This window comes from Lentisphaera araneosa HTCC2155 (assembly GCF_000170755.1).
GTDB lineage: Bacteria > Verrucomicrobiota > Lentisphaeria > Lentisphaerales > Lentisphaeraceae > Lentisphaera > Lentisphaera araneosa.
In genome coordinates, this window is the sequence record NZ_ABCK01000003.1 from 277,337 (window position 1) to 292,795 (window position 15,459).

10 protein-coding genes and 2 rRNA genes are annotated in these 15,459 nt (G+C 44.7%); 8 read left to right on the forward strand and 4 right to left on the reverse strand.

The window, feature by feature from the left end; all coding sequences use genetic code 11:
* Window positions 1-53 precede the first annotated feature (53 nt).
* Window positions 54-2,971, forward strand: a 23S ribosomal RNA gene (locus LNTAR_RS04100).
* 125 nt (window positions 2,972-3,096) lie between these two features.
* Window positions 3,097-3,211, forward strand: a 5S ribosomal RNA gene (rrf, locus tag LNTAR_RS04105).
* Window positions 3,212-3,657: 446 nt separating this feature from the next.
* Here rrf and LNTAR_RS04115 read toward each other — a convergent pair.
* Together LNTAR_RS04115 and LNTAR_RS04120 are read right to left on the reverse strand one after the other, a co-directional pair.
* Entirely contained in the window at window positions 3,658-4,905 is a 1,248-nt protein-coding gene (locus LNTAR_RS04115) for a Y-family DNA polymerase (protein ID WP_007277376.1), read from the reverse strand.
* Window positions 4,883-5,266 carry a LexA family protein gene (locus tag LNTAR_RS04120; protein WP_007277377.1) on the reverse strand — a complete coding sequence of 128 codons (384 nt, stop codon included), beginning with the start codon at window positions 5,264-5,266 and terminating at the stop codon, window positions 4,883-4,885. Before LNTAR_RS04120 ends, LNTAR_RS04115 begins: the two co-directional genes overlap by 23 nt.
* Window positions 5,267-5,446: 180 nt before the next feature.
* On the opposite strand from LNTAR_RS04120, the gene LNTAR_RS04125 reads away from it, so the two are divergent.
* Entirely contained in the window at window positions 5,447-5,869 is a 423-nt protein-coding gene (locus LNTAR_RS04125; RefSeq protein ID WP_157473209.1) for a hypothetical protein, read from the forward strand.
* 133 nt (window positions 5,870-6,002) lie between these two features.
* Window positions 6,003-6,218, forward strand: a complete 216-nt coding sequence (gene infA, locus LNTAR_RS04130) for a translation initiation factor IF-1 (RefSeq protein WP_007277379.1) — start codon at window positions 6,003-6,005, stop codon at window positions 6,216-6,218.
* Between the two features lie 172 nt (window positions 6,219-6,390).
* On the opposite strand, the gene LNTAR_RS25130 is transcribed toward infA, so the two are convergent.
* Complete coding sequence (locus LNTAR_RS25130) at window positions 6,391-9,498, reverse strand: DEAD/DEAH box helicase (protein WP_007277380.1); 3,108 nt, start codon at window positions 9,496-9,498, stop codon at window positions 6,391-6,393.
* Window positions 9,499-9,784: 286 nt separating this feature from the next.
* On the opposite strand from LNTAR_RS25130, the gene LNTAR_RS04140 reads away from it, so the two are divergent.
* The 4 genes from LNTAR_RS04140 to LNTAR_RS04155 all read left to right on the forward strand — a co-directional run bounded on the left by LNTAR_RS04140 (window position 9,785) and on the right by LNTAR_RS04155 (window position 14,039).
* A complete protein-coding gene (locus tag LNTAR_RS04140) occupies window positions 9,785-10,123 on the forward strand; it encodes a C4-type zinc ribbon domain-containing protein (protein ID WP_007277381.1) in 339 nt (112 codons plus the stop codon).
* Window position 10,124: 1 nt separating this feature from the next.
* A complete protein-coding gene (locus LNTAR_RS04145; RefSeq protein ID WP_007277382.1) occupies window positions 10,125-10,589 on the forward strand; it encodes a PTS sugar transporter subunit IIA in 465 nt (154 codons plus the stop codon).
* Window positions 10,590-10,662: 73 nt separating this feature from the next.
* Window positions 10,663-13,425, forward strand: coding sequence for a DUF349 domain-containing protein (locus LNTAR_RS04150; RefSeq protein WP_007277383.1), 2,763 nt, complete (start codon window positions 10,663-10,665; stop codon window positions 13,423-13,425).
* A 20-nt stretch (window positions 13,426-13,445) separates the two neighbouring features.
* A complete protein-coding gene (locus tag LNTAR_RS04155; protein ID WP_007277384.1) occupies window positions 13,446-14,039 on the forward strand; it encodes a hypothetical protein in 594 nt (197 codons plus the stop codon).
* A gap of 4 nt (window positions 14,040-14,043) precedes the next feature.
* Here the strand turns inward: LNTAR_RS04155 and LNTAR_RS04160 are convergent, their stop codons facing one another.
* The gene (locus tag LNTAR_RS04160; RefSeq protein ID WP_007277385.1) at window positions 14,044-15,450 is read right to left on the reverse strand and encodes a sulfatase-like hydrolase/transferase; all 1,407 of its coding nucleotides are present in this window, start codon (window positions 15,448-15,450) and stop codon (window positions 14,044-14,046) included.
* Window positions 15,451-15,459: the final 9 nt, after the last annotated feature.

Sequence of the window (15,459 nt, forward strand, 5' to 3'; positions counted from 1 at the left end):
ACTTAGTAGAGATTAGGTGTGTCGCTGAAAATGTTATTTTTAATATTTTTGGTGGACAAGCTAGTAAGGGTGTATGATGAATGCCTTGGCACTAACAGGCGATGAAGGACGCGTTAAGCTGCGAAAATCCTCGGGGAGCTGCAAAAGAGCTTTGATCCGGGGGTATCCGAATGGGGAAACCCAACTGGAGTTATGTCCAGTTATCCCTGACTGAATAAATAGGTCAGGGAGGCGAACCTAGGGAAGTGAAACATCTCAGTACCTAGAGGAAAAGAAATCAACCGAGATTGCGCTAGTAGCGGCGAGCGAACGCGCAAGAGCCTAAACCTAAAAGCATGCTTTTAGGGGTTGCGGGACCTGCAACATTGTATTGAAGAGATAGCTGAATAGTTTTGGAAAATCCAACCACAGAGGGTGATAGTCCCGTAAGCGAAATTTCTTTAATATATAGCGGGTATCCCAAGTAGGGCCGGACACGTGAAACCCGGTCTGAATCAGGGAGGGCCACCTTCCAAGGCTAAATACTCGTTAGTGACCGATAGTGAACCAGTACCGTGAGGGAAAGGCGAAAAGAACCCCGTAAGGGGAGTGAAATAGAACCTGAAATCATACATCTACAAAGTGTGGGTCATCTTTATATGATGTACCGCATGCCTTTTGCATAATGAGTCTGCGACTTACTGTATACGGCAAGGTTAAGTTATTAAACGGAGCCGAAGCGAAAGCGAGTACGAATAGTGCGATTTAAGTCGTATGCAGTAGACCCGAAACTGAGTGATCTATCCATGAGCAGGTTGAAGCCCGAGTAACATCGGGTGGAGGACCGAACCATTGCGTGCTGAAAAACGCTTGGATGACTTGTGGATAGGGGTGAAAGGCCAATCAAACTCAGTGATAGCTGGTTCTCTCCGAAATAGCTTTAGGGCTAGCCTTGAGTGCTTCTTTACGGGGGTAGAGCTACTGATTTTTCGCGGGCCCTTACCGGGGTACCAACAAATATCAAACTCCGAATACCGTAAATTTATGAGCTCAGGAGTCAGTCTATGTGGGACAAGCCGCATAGACAAAAGGGAAACAGCCCAGATCGCCGTCTAAGGCCCCCAAGATGGGCTAAGTGGAATTAAGGATGTGGAGTTGCTTGGACAATCAGGATGTTGGCTTAGAGGCAGCCACCATTTAAAGAGTGCGTAATAGCTCACTGATCGAGTGATTCTGCGCCGAAAATAATCGGGACTAAAGCCCATTGCCGAAGACGCGACCCAGCTTGCTGGGGGTAGGAGAGCGTTCTATGCAGGAGTGAAGCTTGATGGAAACAACAGGTGGACCGCATAGAAGTGAGAATGCAGACATAAGTAACGAAAAACCGGGTGTGAATCCCGGTCACCGAAATCCGAAGGTTTCCTGGGCAAGGTTCGTCCCCCCAGGGTTAGTCGGACCCTAAGGCGAGGCCCAACGGCGTAGTCGATGGACAACAGGTTAATATTCCTGTACTAGCTAAGTGTAGTGATGAAGGGACGCGGAAGGAAAATGTTAATGACTGATGGATTAGTCATACCAAGCAGGCAATTCGTAGAGTAGGAAAATCCGCTTTACATAAGAACCAACTGTGATGGGGCGAAGAAACCCTCGGGTGGAACCGTCTAACATGGAACCATGCTGCCAAGAAAAGCTTCTAAGCGTCTGATGCTTAGTTATCCGTACTAAAACCGACACAGGTAGGAAGGTCGAGTAGACTAAGGTGCGCGAGAGAAACCACGTTAAGGAACTCGGCAAATTAGCCCCGTAACTTCGGGAGAAGGGGTGCCCCCTCAGGGGGGCCGCAGTTAAGAGGTCTGGGCGACTGTTTAGCAAAAACATAGCACTCTGCAAACTCGAAAGAGGAAGTATAGGGTGTGACACGTGACCAATGCCAAAAGGTCAAATGGAGAGGTTAGCCTTCGGGCGAAGCTTCGAAATGAAGCCCTGGTGAATGTCGGCCGTAACTATAACGGTCCTAAGGTAGCGAAATTCCTTGTCGGGTAAGTTCCGACCTGCACGAATCGTGTAACGATCCAGACACTGTCTCAACGTGGATCTCGGTGAAATTGTAGTTCCGGTGAAAATGCCGGATACCCGCAGATGGACGGAAAGACCCCATGAACCTTTACTGTAATCTGATATTGTTGTTCGGACTAATATGTGTAGCATAAGTGGGAGACTGTGAACTTGCGTCGTCAGGCGTTTGTGAGTCGTCAGTGAAATACCACCCTTATTAGTTTGGGCATCTAACCCCACGTCCGTGAATCCGGATGGGGGACAGTTTCAGAGGGTCAGTTTGACTGGGGCGGTTTCCTCCTAAAATGTAACGGAGGAGCTCGAAGGTCTACTCAGCATGGTCAGCAATCATGCGTAGAGCGTAAGGGTAGAAGTAGGCTTTACTGTAACACCGACAGGTGGAGCAGTTGCGAAAGCAGGACCTAGTGATCCAGCGGTGGAAAGTGGTATCGCCGTTGCTCATCGGATAAAAGGTACTCTGGGGATAACAGGCTTATCGCACCCAAGCGTCCATAGCGACGGTGCGGTTTGGCACCTCGATGTCGGCTCATCACATCCTGGGGCTGAAGAAGGTCCCAAGGGTCCGGCTGTTCGCCGGTTAAAGTGGTACGCGAGCTGGGTTCAGAACGTCGTGAGACAGTTCGGTCCTTATCCTCTGCGGGCGTAGGATATTTGATAGGAGCATTCCCTAGTACGAGAGGACCGGGAATGAGTGACCTCTGGTGTTCCAGTTGTACCGCCAGGTGCATTGCTGGGTAGCTAAGTCGCGAAAGGATAAGCGCTGAAAGCATCTAAGCGCCAAGCCCCCCTAAAGATGAGATATCCCAGGATTTATCCTCTAAAGGCTACAGGAAGACTACCTGTTCGATAGGCTGGAGATGTAAGCATAGCAATATGTTCAGTTGACCAGTACTAATCAGCCGTGAGGCTTGTCCACCTCTTTTTTAGTTGTCATCACTTGATGCCACCTAAAAAAGATAATAAGCACACACACTAACTCATACTAAGTTAGGTCTTGCGATCTTATCTTTCATCACTAAGTTTTCTTCCCAACATTTTCCGGCTGGTAACCACAGCGGAGGAGCCACACCCGATCCCATCCCGAACTCGGTAGTTAAGACCTCCAGCGCCGATGGTACTGCAGTTAAGACTGTGGGAGAGCAGGTCGTTGCCAGCCTTTTTTTTGCTGCCGTAGGGGCGGATAATTCTACTAGATAGTTTTATTTCCCTATAGCTAGGCTTCAAGCCGAAATTTTTAGAGCATCCAAACGTTAGTTTGGATGCTTTTTTTGTGTCTATGCGGAAAGCACGTAATAGGACTTATAGGACTTATAGGACTTATAGGACTTATAGGACTTATAGGACTTATAGGACTTATAGGACTTATAGGACTTATAGGACTTATAGGACTTATAGGACTTATAGGACTTATAGGACTTATAGGACTTATGGGACTTATGGGACTTATGGGATTTATGAATTAGTTCAGCACTTAAGCGGGCAGGGATGCCCGCTCTCCCAGGTAAGTTAGAAGTCCTATCACCTGCAGGCAGAAGGCCGATCTGCAGTGAGCTTGCGAACGATCTGCCAGCGTAGCGAACTGAGCACTTTGATAAAAGATAGTTATTTGACGAGGGCGAGGTCGTTCCAAGAGGTGGTGTAGCGGGGGGAGAGGCGAGCACCGCGGGAGAATTCTCGTTTACCTGAACTGAGGAAGCGTAAACTTCCCTTGCCAAACTTTTGATTAATGGAGTCGAATTGCTGCATGAGGGTGTTTTGCTTTTGATGATCTCGTGGGAGAGAGAAGAAGTCTTGTTGCCAAGCATTTTTGGATGAGAAGTGATGGAGGGTGACGCCCGCTTTGCGGATTTCGCAATGATGAAAAAGTTTTTGGCCACTAAGTTCCACCGCGTGAATAAAGTCTGGGGTATAATCTGATGGTGAATCCAGATAAAAGCGCGTCGAGCGATGTTTGCGTGTGGGGTAGGGGCCTTCTATAAAAGTATCGACATAGAGGGCTTTTTGTTGTTCTTGGCGTAATTTTTGGCAAGCGCGGTCCGCGAAGAAGCTGAGTTGCTGAAGCAAGCTATCGAGGTCGTGTACGCTTTCAGGGAAAGTGCGAGAGACGCGAATGCTTTGTTTAGCTTCTGGTGAGTTTTCTAAGGCTAGACTGGGGATGCCACGGAGTTCATGACTAGTTCTGAGCATGCAGACGCCAAAGCGTTTGAGTAAGTATTGCTCATCGGCCATGGCGAGTTGCCAAGCCGTGCGAATTCCGCAATTTTGGAGGCGTTTACTGAGGCGTCGACCAATTCCCCATATGTCTTCAATAAGAGTGTTTTCGAGCACTTGTTGACGGTTTGCTTCTTGGATTAAAAAAGTTCCGCGTGATTTCTTGGCTAATTTTGAAGCGATTTTTGCCAAAGTTTTTGTGGAGGCAATGCCAATGGAGATGGGGATGCCTGTACATTGTTGTACTTGCTCTTTAATGCTAGTACAATAGCTTTCTGGGCAGTGAGTTGTGGGTAGAGTGAAAAAGGCTTCGTCAATCGAATAAAATTCAATTTCTTGTGCATGTACATGGAGTAATTGCATGACACGAGCGGATAGGTCGCCATAGAGGGGGAAATTTGAGGAATAAGCCAAGACTCCATGCATTTCGACTAAGGGGCGGATCTCAAAGAAAGGGACACCCATTTGGATGCCGAGTGCTTTAGCTTCAGCGGAACGGGCAATGACACAGCCATCATTATTGGAGAGGATAACAATCGCTCGACCGATGAGTTGGGGGTTGAAGCATCTTTCGCAAGAAGCATAAAAATTATTGCAATCAGCTAAGGCAATCCATTCATTTGTATTTGCGGACGACACCAGTGACGACTCCCCATATTTCGATGTTGTCACATTCAATAGGAGCATAAGCCCGATTAGCGGCAATAAGGCGTGGTTTGCCATGCTGATTGAACTTGAGCTGTTTGACGGTGAATTCACCCTCGATAATGGCAATGACGATATCGCTTTTTTGTGCTTGGAGTGAGCGATCGACCACGAGGATATCGCCAGGATAAATACCTGCACCTTTCATCGATTCTCCGCCCACACGCAAGAAAAAGCTAGCACAAGGGTGCTTAATGAGATGGTCGTGGATGTTGAGTTGCATCTCGACAAAATCATCTGCGGGTGAGGGAAAGCCAGCGTTAACGGAATGAAGGAGTAGTGGGCAGGTGTTCATTTTTATTTTCTATAATTAATTTAAATAGCTATTAAATATAAGCTTAAAATATTTCGTATTCAAGACAGTTTTTTGCTTTCTATGGAAAAAATCTGAGAGGGTGATAAAGTGCGCAAAATGCTCTAGCTTTATCTTAAAAGCTTTTAGAGAAAAATGATTGAAAGCTTCGAGGTTAAAGCAATGGATAAACAAAAAGGTCGCGGTAAGGATAAAACATCTGAGCGTCAAAAGTTAAAGTTTTTAGACGAGTTACGTCGGACACGAGATAAAACACTCGCATCTAAAGTAGTGGGAGTGGATCTGGTGAAGATTCGCAGTTGGCGTCAAACAGACCCGGTGTTTAATACCAAGTACAAAGCTTTGGTAGTGGGCGATGATGATGCGCGTAAAAAAGAGAATAAAAAAGAACTCGTACTCAAGTTTCTAAAGATGGGCTGTTCGCAACGTATGGCTTGTGACAAGGCCTACGTTTCCACCTTGAGTTTTCGTACTTGGAAAAAAGTTGATGAAGAATTTAAAAATGAAGTAAATCGCGTTCGTCAATCATTTGGATCAATGAAGCGTGGGGGCTATAAACCCAAAGATGATGAATGGGATAGTTAAAATATCTTTCAAAACTTGAAATTCCGTAATAAAAGTGAAAGAGAAAACTCGCAAAATTTTCGTATTGCGTTACTTTACTGGCCTTTAAAGGCTTAGGCCGCAAACTAGAATAAGAATTTACAGGAGATACTTAGTGTCTGAAGAGACGATTAAAGCAGACGGCGTAGTGAAAGAATTGCTTTCAAACGGCCTATATAGAGTAGAGCTAGAGGGTGGTCACCAAGTGACAGCTCACGTGAAAGGTAAGATGAGAATGTTTAATATACGTATTCTTGCTGGCGATACAGTATCTATTGAGATGTCGCCTTACGATTTGACTAAGGCTCGTATCGTTTTCCGCAAAAAATAATCTCCTGTTGTAGATTTTCAAAAGACCAGATGTTCTCTGGTCTTTTTTGCGTTGGGGGCATGGCGACCTACTTTTTCAGGGAAGCTTGTCTGATACGCAATTATTAATTTTAAATGTTTAATTCTAAATTTTGGATTGAGAGTTAAATAAACTTGAACCCTAGAATCTGAATTTAGTTGAGCAGGCTGGCGAGATCGCTCATTTGGAGCTTGCTTGAGGCTTTGAACTCGTCTTGCTCGATGATTTCATCAAAGAGTTTCTGTTTCTCAGCTTGTAGTGCCGCGACTTTTTCTTCCACGGAATCAGCACTAATCATGCGATAGATAATGACCGGGTTATCCTGACCAATACGGTGGCTTCGGTCAATGGCCTGATTTTCGGCTGCGGGGTTCCACCAAGGGTCGAAAATAAAGACATAGGAAGCGCGAGTAAGGTTGAGGCCTGTGCCGGCTGCTTTGAGTGATAAGAGGAAGACTGACGCGTCTGGACTCTCACTAAATTCATCGACAATTTTGGAGCGTTTTTGGCTCGGTGTTTCACCTGTGATCATGTGAGTTTTGATATGTTCATTATGCAGTTCTTTTTCAATTTCTTTGAGGATTCCCGTGAACTGAGAGAAGAAGAGGCAGCTATGCCCTTCGGCCATGAGGTCTTTAGCTTTCTCAATGAAAGCAGCTGCTTTGGGAGAGCGTTGAGCTAAGGGGAGATCCGGATCAGGGCGATATTCTTCTGGGCAACCAAAAGCGGAGTGACAAGACAGTTGGCGCAAACGCGTCAACGAAGCCAGGACATTCATCGCATTGCCCGCTTTGAGCGACTGACGAGCTTGGCGCATTTCGCGTTGGTAAAGATCGATTTGGACTTCTGACATAGGAATGTCGAGGGGGATAAATGTTTTTGGTGGAAGCTCGGGAGCTGCCATTTTTTTCGTACGACGCAACATGAAGGGCTTGAGGCGCTTGATCACGAGTGAGGCGGAGTCACCTTGGCAGAGAAGGCGGAAATCTTCTTTGGAACCATTGAGCCCCGGATTGAGGAATTCCATGATGGACCACAAGTCGTCCGCGGAGTTTTCGATGGGCGTACCACTGAGAGCAATGCGGCGTTTGGATTTGAGTTGACGGACTGCGCGAGAAACTTGTGATTCAGAATTTTTGATCTGTTGAGCTTCGTCGAGTACGATGTGTTCAAATTTTAATTTCTTTAGTGTATTGAGGTCGTTGCGTACGAGTGAATAAGAAATGATGAAGAGGCCTTTTTTCTGCTCAAAGTTTTCGTAGACTTCGCCGCGCTTATCGAGATTGCCACGAATGATGTGAGTTTCGAGGTGAGGAGTGAATTTTTGAGCTTCTTTCTGCCAGTTGTCGAGTAGTGAGGAAGGACAGACAATGAGGTTGGCCGCTTGAGAATGGCTCATACTCGCCAAAGTTTGCACAGTTTTACCTAGGCCCATGTCATCGGCTAATAAAGCGCCGCATTGATTTTGAGCGAGAGAGCTTAAGAACTGGTAGCCTTCCACTTGGTATTTGCGCAGTTCGCAATTGACTTTTGCGGGGGGCGCTTCAGAGCTCTGATACCTTTGGATAATACTCTGGAGAGCATCTTTTGAGTTGGGGCTTACGGGTAAGTCATCGAGCGGGAGCTGAGCAATATTGAGTGGATGAATGCGTGGGCTTCCTGCGGGGGAAATGCCGTATTCTTCGAGTAATTGTGTGTGAGAATTTAAATGTTCTTTATCGAGGTTGAACCAATCGCCGTTCGAACTACGAAAGAAAGAACCAGAACTTTGGGCCGCGTGTTCGAGGTCGCGTGAACTGATGCTTTGTCCTGAAATATTCCAGTGAACTTCAAGTCTCTGGCTACCATCGCTATTATCAATGATTGAGAACTGTTTTTGGATACTTTGCGGTTCTCGCAATTTTTGTAAGGAGCGATCGAGTTGAGCAGAAAGCGGCCAGGCATCGAGAAATTGTTCGAGCTTATTTTGATTGAGTAAGATAGAGAATTCGTCGGCGTTGATATTTTCTCCCTTGAGCTTGTTTTTGAGCTCGGGAAAATGGCTATTGGGGAGTTTGCCTTTGACGATGAATTTACCGTTTTTCAGCTGAAGTTTCGTGGAACTGATCTCTTGTGTGATAATGATGCGTTGTTGCTCGAGTCGAGCTTTGAGAGGGGCTTCTTCTTGGCCTTGTTGACTGACAAATTCCCCAGATAAAACTTCTGTATGACCCTGGAGAAGTTCAGGGAGGAATTTACAGGCTTGGTCAAGGGGGATCGTGGGGACTTTTGAACTCTTAAAACAATGGAGCAGGACTTTCATTGGCACGTGACAACGGAAAGGAATATTGCCACCGCCAAGCGCTAAAGTTTCGCGATCTTTGAATTTGCCGACGTAGTGATGGAAAGTCTTGGCCTGTTCGCGGTTGGGGCCAATGAGGCAGTGAAGACGAACTTTTTTGTCGTTGATTTCAGGTTCGATAAAAGCGCGGAATTCGCAATGTGTTAAAACCGCATCGCCCGTGAGGCGGTCAATGAAACGTCCGGGAAACTCCTTCCAAGTGTTCAGCCATTCATCGAGTTTTTTACGCGTGATTTTAAGGAGTTTTTCTTGGCTTCTGTAAATGCGGTAGGGTTTAACTTGGTCAAAGAGCCAGCCTAAGAAACGTGCATCGAGGGTTTCGAGTTCGGAAGCGATGCCGCGCTTGTTGTAGCATTGAGCTGAAAAGTTATAGAGATTTTGCATGACGCAGAGTTTGCGATCGTTGTCAAAATCTTGGTAAAAGCGAATAGCCGCCTGAGAGTCACTGTAGTTTCTTTCGATCTCAACCGTGAGTTTCCACTTTTCAAATTTTACAGGAGTGGGAGAGCTAGGACGTTCCGCATTAGATTGGGGGAGCGTGGCTTGGTAGCGATTTTGCGCTGGCCGCGGTGAGGCAGAAACTTTTTTACGGAAATCGGGAACTTGGAACTTCTTGCCGAGTAATTTGTCTACTTGATTAACGAGGATGTAGGAGTGGAGACAAAAAGATTTTCCGGGTTGGCAAGTACAGGATTGCTTCCATTGCTCATCAATCCATGACCAACGACAAACGTAGCGCCCTGCAATAGTAAGGCTAATGAGCTTGGCTTCAGCTTTAAAGAGGGTGATCTTGAGGGCTGCGGGCCCTAAGCGTCTGATCATTGAAGGGAAAGAGCGGGGGAAAGAAGAGGAGAATCCTTGGATGCCGGGCCAGTCTTTGGCCCATGGGAGGTCGTCGTTTGCCGGGGTATCAGAAGCCATGGTAAAATGAGTTGTTTTTAAATTTGAATCTTATAGGACACTAGAAAGTCGGGGATTTCCAAGCTTTCTTGACGAAAAACGATAAAAAAGCTTGCTATGGGTGATTTTAGCTTGTTCAATAGAAGTTCTAAAATCTTCTTGGAGAGAAAGATAAATCAAGTATAGATCAAGAGTCGACTAAAATTCAGTTAAAATCCTTGCTTTGTACTTAAAATGCTTGAGATTTTGGGGTAAGTGCCTACATTAAACTTAATATAATTTTAACTAGATCAACAGAGATTAACTTATGACCCGTGGTCCATATACAACACTTTTAAAAATTCAAGAACTTGAATTGGTTCTCAAAGAGAGTCAAGCCTTGCATGGAGAGGAAAAAGAAGCTCAGGAATTATCTGAGAAAATTGACGCTCTAAAAAGTGATGTGCCTGAGCGTACATTAAAGCATTTTGATCGCTTTAGAAAAAATGGTGTGGGTATAACAAAAGAAGTGGACGGTCGTTGTAGAGCATGCAATATGGTAATTCCTCAGGGGACACTTAATCGCATGAATTCAGGTAAAGAAGAACCCGTGTGCCCCACTTGCCAAGTCTATCTTTATTTAAGCGTGTATAACTGGGAAAACTAAAATGGATTTAACACGACTTTTACCCGCAGGTCACTGCGTTCTTAATCTCAGCACAACTTGCTACAAAGAGGCTATTCGCGAAACGATGCAGCCTCTAGTTGATAGTGGGATTGTGACTGATGCCGAAACATTCAATAACCGCGTTCTCAAACGCGAAGCTCAAATCACCACAGCTATTGGCGGTGGTGTGGCTGTTCCTCACGCTCGTTCGAGAGACGTGACGCGTTTGGGTCTAGCAGTGGGCGTTTTAGATGAGCCGATTAAATTTAACGAAGAAGGAGATGAGGTTTCAATTATTTTCTTGATTTCGATTCCCTCTTTTGCACCAGTAGCTCACATGCCTTTGCTTCAGCATTTGGCGAGTTTTGTACGCTACCCGAAAAAAGTTGAAAAACTTTTGGGAAGTAAAACTCCGGCAGCTGCCGCCAAATACCTCTGCTCGTATAAAGCACGCGCTAAGAAGTAGTTTTTTTTATTTTTTTATTCCGGCCTAAATTCTTTTAGGGCGGTTTTTTTTATTCTATATACAGGATTTGTTTATGGGGATTTTTGATTTTTTACGCAAGAAAGAGAGCGTTATCACGCCGAGTCAATCACATCATTCCGTCGCGGAAAAAATGTCGGATGTTGAATTTATTTTAGAGAGCTTAGCTAAGCAAGAAGATGAGCTTGCCGTGCGCAATGCAATCAACTCTTACACCGATAAAGATAGTTTAAAAACCATTTCTGAGAAGTCCACAGATTTAGCCAAAAAGCTTGCGAAGCAAAGATTAAAAGAACTCACTTTTGATGACCTGATCAAAGGTCGTCAGACAGAATGTGATGCGGACTTTTTAGGCGATTTGACTGATAAAGAAAGATTGAAACTCATTCGTGCTTGTCATGGTGAACCTTGGGCAGAGCAATCTCTGGCTTTAATTTCCGATCAAGAAAACCTCAAGCACGCTGCTTGTGTTGAAAACGCCAAGCTCGGCCGCTTGGCTGTAGAGCGCTTAGAAGCTAAAACTGAGCTCGAGTATGTAGCGCAGCATGCGCTGATTGGTAATGTTCGCAACTATGCCAAACGTCATTTAAGAGAAAAGTTCCCCGATAAAGTTGAGGCAGTTAAAGATAATTTCGATCATTCGACGCATAAAGCCAAGAATGTGATCAAATCTCTTCATGCGATGGAGATGTTGGGTAAATGGGAAGATTTGGAAAGTGAATTTGAAGCAAACTGCAAAACTTGGGAACAGCTCGCAGTATCTGATGAAGAGTTATGTAAACAATTCGACAAACATTATCAGGCATGTTCAGCAGGCTTAGAAGTTTGGCGCCAAGAAAATGCGGCGAGACTTGAGCAAGAAAAAGCTCAGCAAGAGGCTGTATCGCAACGCGAAGTACTTATTGCGAAACTCGCAGAAGAGATTGAGAGCTTTGAGGTCTTGGATGCTCTTCAAGAAGAGTGGAATGCCCTCACTGATTTAGATGATTCTGAGCTCAATAAGGAGTGGAAGCATCAATGGAATGAAGCCGCTAAGCAAGTAACAATGGCTTTACAGAAATTAGCTCAAGCAGAGAAAGATAAAGAGCATGCGGGTCAAAATATCGAAGCTGTGATGGGTAAGTTACAGGATTGGTATGAATCGAAAAAAGTTCTTCCATCAAAGCTTCATCACCTCAAGGAGGAATGGAAAAAGATTGCGGCTTACGCAAGTCATGAAGCTACCGATAGCTATAACAAAGTTTTAAATGATTATCAGGTTTTTTGTGATCAGGCGGCCGAAGCTGAAACTGAGCAGCGAGCTCGAATTGATGAGTTGATTAAACGTATCGAAGAAATGGATGAGGCGTCTAAATCTAATACGGATCGCGTCAAATCCGCACGTAAAGAAGTCTTGGAATTGAGTAAGAACTTAAGTGATAAAAGAACAATTTCCGATGTCTTGCGCAAAGCTGAAGATAGGTATTACAAACTCGTCGAAGAGTCGCACGAGGGTGATGCATTTTTAGAGATGGATAACGAGAGTAAGGTTGAAGATTTATTTGATCAAGCTCGTGAATGGTTAAGTCTTCCAGCAGATGGTAAGCTTTTTAATAAGTTAAAAGATTTCCGTCAGCAATGGCAAGCCCTACGTCCTTTGCCCAAGAGCCGCTTCGCAAAAATCAAAACTGAATTCGAAACTTTAGCTGATGCGACTTTCGCAAAATGGAAAGAGTTTAACGAAGAAGAAGACAAGCGTCGCGATGCAAATCTCGAAGTAAAAAAGACTTTGATTGAAGAGCTCAATGAAACTCTTAAAGAGTGGACAAATATGAGCGAAACGATGAAGAAGGTCAAAGATCTACAGAAGCGTTGGAAGGAATCAGGTCCGGTTCGCCGTGAGTATGCCGATCAAGTTTGGCAAGAGTTTAATGGCAAGAGTCAGGCGTTTTATGATGAAGCGCATAAAATCATGGAGAAAGCTGAAGAAACTAAGACTCAGCTCCTCGAGCAAGCGACTCAACTCGCAGAGAATTTAGATAAAGCGACGAATGCGCGTCAAACGGTTCTCGATTTACGCACTAAATGGAAAGAAATCGGATTTGCGGGTTATAAGGCCGAGAAGGCTTTATGGGATAAGTTTAATACTTCCTGCAACGCCGTGTTTGAAGTGGTGAATGCTCAGAAAAATCGTTTGCACGAAGGTTTAGATAAAGCGGATGCGGAACGCAAAGCTTTTATTGATCAGGCTTTTGAATTAGCGAAGGAACTCAGTGAAAAAGAGGGCGTTCGTTCAGCTGAATCATTCGTTCATTTTAATCGTATAACTTTATCGGACTTCAATCGCGGCCATCGCAAAGAAGACGATAAACTCTATGCCATGATCGATGAGAAATTAGCCGACTTCAAAGGTCAAAAATATGAAGAAGCGGATGATAAGTATGTGCAGCTCCTCAAAGATGTTTTAGCGGGGAATTGTGAGTTCTCAGTTGACCTTAAACAATTTAGCCCTGCAGAGAAGCGCGTTAATCGCATTAACCGTGCTTGCCAGGAGATGGAAAAACTTTCTCGCCAGCCAGTTCAGTACGAAGAAGAAGCGGACTTTGATTTAAAGAATGCGATCAAAGGCTTGGCATTTGCGATGACTGCAAGCTCGGCTGATGATGAAGAGAAACTTCCACCAGTGAACTCAAAACGTGCCAAACAACTGCTTTGGACCAATAGTCTGCGTCTCTTTGTTGAGCTTCAAGCAGAATCGGAAGAGAATCAGAGCAAGTACGCCGAACGCTTTTTGAAAGCAGTCGAAGTATTTACTGAGGCAGCGCAAGCTAAAGAGTAGTTCCTCGAGCTTAGGTAAAGATGATTTATCTCTTGCCAGGAATGGGTGCCAATCGAGAAATGTATAAGGACTGGGAACAGCCTGGTAGATACACTTTTTTAGATTGGCCTCGATTTCACAATGAGGCAAGTTTGAGTGAAGTTGCGAAGAGAATTATCGAAGAGAATGACATACGATCTTCTGATCTGGTGGGAGGCTCCTCTCTCGGCGGAATTATTGCCATTGAAATTGATAAGTTATTAAATAATCCGAAAGTGATTCTTTTAGGCAGCGCAATTGATCTATCTGAAATTAATAGTCTCTTGCTCAAATTGAGTGCTCTCAGTGATTACGCTCCAGTAAAATTAATTCAGTTGTTGACGGGGAAATACGACAATAGCTTATTGAATATGTTTTCTGAGAGCGATCCAAAATTTATTAAAGCTATGTGTAAACTCATTGCCTCTTGGGAGGGCTATTTAAGTCTACCTGATAAACTCATTAGAATTCACGGTACTCAGGATCTCGTTATTAACTGTCCTCAAGTGGGCTGTGAAAAATTGAGTGCGGGTCATTTAATTGCCATGAGTCACCCTAAGCAATGTCAGGAGCTTATAAAAAAGCAGCTTGGCTAGTTTCTTATTCCGCTGCAGGAGCTTCGACTTTAGGGTCGAAGAGCGAGGGGGCATTTGGATGTACTGTGTGTCGGGCATCGGCAGACTGGAGTAAAGCTTTGGCTTCTTCTGCTTTTTCTTCGGCAATATTTTTTTCTTCTTTTGGATCAGTACTTAGATCAAAAAGTTGTAGGGAAGAGGGGGTTAGCAAAGATTGTTTTTGAATGAGTTTCAAAGGACCTTTGCGAATAGCGCGATAGCTTTGGTCTTCCCAATAAAGTTCATTTTTGGGAAGGAATACGGGCTTGTTTTCATTTTTTGCAATGGAGAGAATGCTATTGAAAATACTAGCTTGAGAACTGAGGTCTTCATTCTTACTTTTTGGAGTCAAAATTTTTGGCCAGTGCGCTAAAAAAGGGACAAGTAAACCACCTTCGTAGTACGTGCCTCTCATGCCCCGTTGTTCTTGAAGAGAATTAAAAAAGTTGATGTCGCGTCCACCGGCATCAGAAAGAGCGTTGGGGGAAGTAAAAATAAAGAGTGTTTGCTCAAAGATTTCTTGGCTTTTGAGCAAGGTAACAATTTCACCTAAGTGACGGTCGATTTCTTGCATCAGTGCGAGTTGATTGGCGCGAGGTGCGTACAGGGGCAAAAAGCCTTTCTGGCCTGAGTAGGGAATGTCGGGGATCTTGCCGAGGAAGTTTTTGTAGTCATCTTCCTTAGCATTGAGTCCGGGCTGAAGCCCTGTATGGGCATAGTGTAGGAAGAACTTGTTCTTGTCTTCTAGTTTTTTCTGGATGAAATTGAGGGTGGTCTCGTGTAAGAGTTCGGGCGCATAAGTTTGGCCTCTAAACGCCTTATAAGAACTGGGATTATCAATATCGGTGCCAGGAGGGAAAGTGTAGTGGGCGGGGATGTCGGGGTTTTCGAGCTCAATGAGTTCATTGGAAATCAGCACAGATTTTGGGAAGCGGTGATCTTGTGAGGGACTCTGACTCAATTGGCCACTAAAAAATTCGAAGCCCATTTTAACAGGTGTATAATTCTCGTTAGCGCCATAGGGCCAAGTGCCGACAAAATTAGTTTGATAACCCAGTTTTTTGAGCTCGCCAGCTAGAGTGAGGGTCGCTTCGGGAAGTGTAGGGAGAGTTTTGCTTTTATGTCGTAGGGCAAGTTGGCCGCTATCCTGACCTGTGTACATGGAGAGGAAAGCCGTTTGGCGTCGCGCTGAAGTGGAATAGAAAGATGTGTAACGAGCAGACTGATCTTTAAGTTCAGAGAGGTTCGGGAGAAGAATGCGATCTTGGTCGAGATCACCAATTCCGAAATTTTCGACGGTAAATAAGATGATCGCTCGGGGTTCTTGCCCCCGAGCGGATTGGAAAAAACCAAAACAAAAGATTGCGAAGAACGCAAAAGTGATTTTTTGCATTGGTTTATA